This window comes from Dokdonella sp. (assembly GCF_049593775.1).
Classification (GTDB): Bacteria; Pseudomonadota; Gammaproteobacteria; order Xanthomonadales; family Rhodanobacteraceae; genus Dokdonella.
Map to the genome: position 1 here is coordinate 1 of NZ_JBAWHJ010000106.1, position 3,593 is coordinate 3,593.

Consider the following 3,593-nt stretch of genomic DNA (forward strand, 5'->3'; position numbering starts at 1 on the left):
CCTCGCCTATGTCGGCATCACCCGCGCGCGTGAACATCTGCTGCTGTGTTACGCCGAAACGCGGCGCATGCACGGCATGGAAATGTATGGCCGGCCGTCGCGTTTTCTTGGCGAGATCCCGGCAGCCTTGCTCAAGGAAATCCGGCCGCGCGTGCAGGCGAGCCGTTCCATGCCTGCAGCTTCGCACGCCTCACTGGCCGAACAGAATCACAGCCTGAAGCTTGGTCAGCGCGTCAGCCATTCCAGTTTTGGCGAAGGTGTCGTGGTCGACTACGAGGGCACCGGCGCGCACACGCGCGTGCAGGTGAACTTTGAAGGAGCCGGACAGAAGTGGCTGGTGCTGGCGTATGCCAATCTTTCAGCCGTTTGATTGCGAGGCTCCATGCCGTGACGAAGAATGAGGGAAACGCGGCGCAGGGCTGGGTTGCAGCAACGGGCCAGGTGGTGACTGACCAGCGGTTGCGGTAGCGGAGCGATGACCAGCCGTTCGGCTGTTGTGAGGCGCCTCCCGCCTGCGCGGGCGTGACGGCCTGGCCGGCTGGTTGTTGCCAGGAGAGGTGGTGCTCGACGGATCTTGCCAATCCTGCGCAGTCAGGCATTCACACTTCAGCACCTTCCGTCGTCATTCCCGCGCAGGCGGAAATCGCTCTTGCTCGGAGACGGCAACAAAAAAAGCGGACCGAAGTCCGCTTTTTCCTGTTCTGCATCAAGTGCTCAACCGCGACCGCTTCGCGAGCGGAATTCGGCGAGGTTCCTGTCGACATCATCCAGCAACGGCCCGACCGCTTCTTCAGCCTTCTCGGTCGCATTCAAGGTGCTGAAATTGACCTGTGACTTGCTGCTGCTCCAGAGCGTGCTGCCGTCGGAAACCCGATAAGCCTTCACGCCCAGTTGCACGGTGTAGAGCGTCGACGCCTGACCGTAGTAGAACAACTCCTGTGAGCCGACCGGCTTGGCCTGGATGAAAACCACGGCATCGGCGCGTCCGGACAGTCGACCCAGATCAGGCGAGTTGCCAGAAACCTGGCCGCCCTCGATCACGCGGAATCCACGTCGCTGCAGCAGGCTGGCGATGGCATCACGCGCCGGCTCGGCAATGACATCATCCCCACCGATAACCACAGCGATGGTTGGCACACTTGGCTTGGCCGGTTTGCTCGGTGCTTTTTTCGGCACCATGGCCACGGCGACAGCTTCCTCTGCGCGCGGTGCGGGAACATTGCCTTGTGATTCCTCTGCGGCACGGGCGGCTGGCAGATCACGCAACGCGTCGACATCGGCCTGCGAAGCACGTGGGCCCGGGCCGTCGGCCCCCGTATCGGCCACGGCCACTGAATGGGTGTCGCCTGTTTCGGCGGAACCCGAATCCTCGCCGCTTGCCGCTGCGGTCGTATCGGCAGTTGCCGTCGTACCCGAATCGCCAGCGGTGGAGGAGGTGGAATCCGTCGAAGTTTCAACCATGGCAACCCGATCCGTCTCCGCGCTGCTCAGGCCCGGAATCTTGTCGCGGAAGGCCCAGGCACCGCCGATCAGACCCAGCACCAGAATGGCTGCGATGGCGATTGGCACGATGGAACTGCGTTTTTCGCCCGCACCACCCTGGCTCTCAAGCACCGATCGGCGCTCGAAGGCCTGGCCCGATGCGCCGGGCGCGGTTGCCGCTGCATCCTGTGACGGATAGGCCGGCGGCATCGGCTGCGAGGACGGGGTAATTCTTGTGTTGGCGGCACCCGAATTGGACACCGGCGTTTTTGGCAGGGCGTTCTGACCCGAGAACGGCGTCTTTTGCCCGACCATGGTGGCCGCTGCAGCCGAGACCTTGGGCACGATCGTAATCGGTCCGCCCTTGGCCACCAGCGGATGGGCGGCCAGATCCTGGGCCAGCTCGTCGCAGGTCTGGTAGCGATCGTCAGGCTCCTTGGCGATCATCTTCGACAGGATCCAGGCGATCTGCTCGTCGACATCCTCGTTCAGTTCGCGCACATCCGGAATCTCGGCGCGCACGACTTCGAGCATGAGGCCCAGTGGCGATTCATCGGTGAACGGCATGCGTCCGGCCAGCATTTCGAACAGCACGATGCCTAGCGAGAAAATATCCGAGCGCTGGTCGACTTGCTTGCCCAGACAGACTTCCGGCGACAGATAGCCCGGCGTACCGACGAACTCGCCGGTCGAGGTCAGCTTGTTGGACAGATCCTGGTTCGAGAGCGCGATGCCGAAATCGGCGATCTTGATCGTGCCGCGGCTGGAAACCATCAGGTTGCCCGGCTTGATGTCGCGATGGATCACGCCCTTGTCATGCGCCGTGGCGAGGCCCAGCGCGGTCTGGTAGATGATCTTCGCGGCCGGACCGGCGGCAACCTTGTGCTCACGCTTGAGCAAGGTGCCCAGTGATTCGCCCTCGACGAATTCCATGACAAAGAAGGTCTGACCCTCGTCATCACCGATGTAGTAGATCTGGATGATGTGCGGATCATTGAGCGCAGCCATGCTGCGTGCTTCGCGCAGGAAGCGCTCCTTGACGCCTTCGTCGTGGGCCAGGGAATCGGCCAGTACCTTGATTGCGACGTAGCGGTTGAGCGAGGACTCGTGTCCCTTGTAGACGACGCCCATGCCTCCACGACCCAATTCGGAAACGATGTCGTAGTGTCCCAATCGCGTTTTCATGCTTGTCTCCCAGGCGCGGCGCGCCAGTAATGATGCTGCGGGATCAAATGCTAGCACCCGATAGCAACCGGAATTCGCCCATTGCTTCGCATCGAAAAGCCGACTTCGGACACGCCCGGAATGCAAACCTGATCACACTATGAAGACGTTAGCACAGCAGAACCGGGGGTGAGACCACAGGCAGCCCGGTGTCATGCATGTTGCAACGCACAATCAGGTTGCCGCGAGACCGAACCGGAAAACCCCGAAGCAGGGCCGGACCAGATCGAATCCTCAGACCTGCATGCCATCAATCTCGATACCGAGGTCACTGCGGCAAATATCGGCGAACAGGGTGATGCTGTCGATGACCTGCGGGCAATGTTCGCGCATGGTCTGCTCGACTACCGCGACATCCGCAGGATCGCGCAAATAGAACTTCAGCATTGTTGCGGCAAGGCCGCGACTGGAAATCTCACTTCCGGCTGCTGCCAGCAGGCTTTCCAGATTGCGCAGGGTTTCCTCGAGCTGGGCGGCCGTATCGCCAGCGTGCACGGAAGCATGGCCGACCACCGCAGCCGTACCCGAAACCAGCAACTGTTCGGCTGGGGTGCGCGTGGCGCGGGCGAATGTCGGTGCCACCGGGCCATACTGGCGCGGGTAGGACCATGCGCTGACCTGGCGCGGATTTTCAATGGCAACTCCAGCCTGGCGCGCCGCCAGACCATAAACCTGCAGTACGCGAACACCGTCGCGCCGGCCAATCGCAGTCGCAGCCGAGTAACCGTTTCGTGCCGCTGGCGTGATGCCGCGGGCACGGCCACAGCAGAAATGACGGTAGCGTTCGTCGTCGCCTTCGCCTTCGTTGATGGCATCCATGTAATTCCACAAGCGCAGGATATGGGCACGTGCGCCATCTTCGAAGCAGCGTTGCTCGAGCAAGGTGC

At 62.0% G+C, this 3,593-nt stretch carries 2 protein-coding genes and 1 pseudogene; 1 reads left to right on the plus strand and 2 read right to left on the minus strand.

All coding sequences use genetic code 11. The features are described 5' to 3' along the window. Nucleotides 1-370 (plus strand): annotated as a pseudogene (locus WBP53_RS03550) (DNA helicase II); the annotation flags it as partial. Between the two features lie 344 nt (nt 371-714). Here the strand turns inward: WBP53_RS03550 and WBP53_RS03555 are convergent. Both WBP53_RS03555 and WBP53_RS03560 read right to left on the minus strand, forming a co-directional pair. Next, nucleotides 715-2,667 carry a protein kinase domain-containing protein gene (locus WBP53_RS03555; protein WP_423926000.1) on the minus strand — a complete coding sequence of 651 codons (1,953 nt, stop codon included), beginning with the start codon at nt 2,665-2,667 and terminating at the stop codon, nt 715-717. Nucleotides 2,668-2,940: 273 nt separating this feature from the next. Then, nucleotides 2,941-3,593, minus strand: a 653-nt coding sequence (locus WBP53_RS03560; RefSeq protein ID WP_423926002.1) for a pteridine-dependent deoxygenase, incomplete at its 5' end; no start/stop codon positions are given.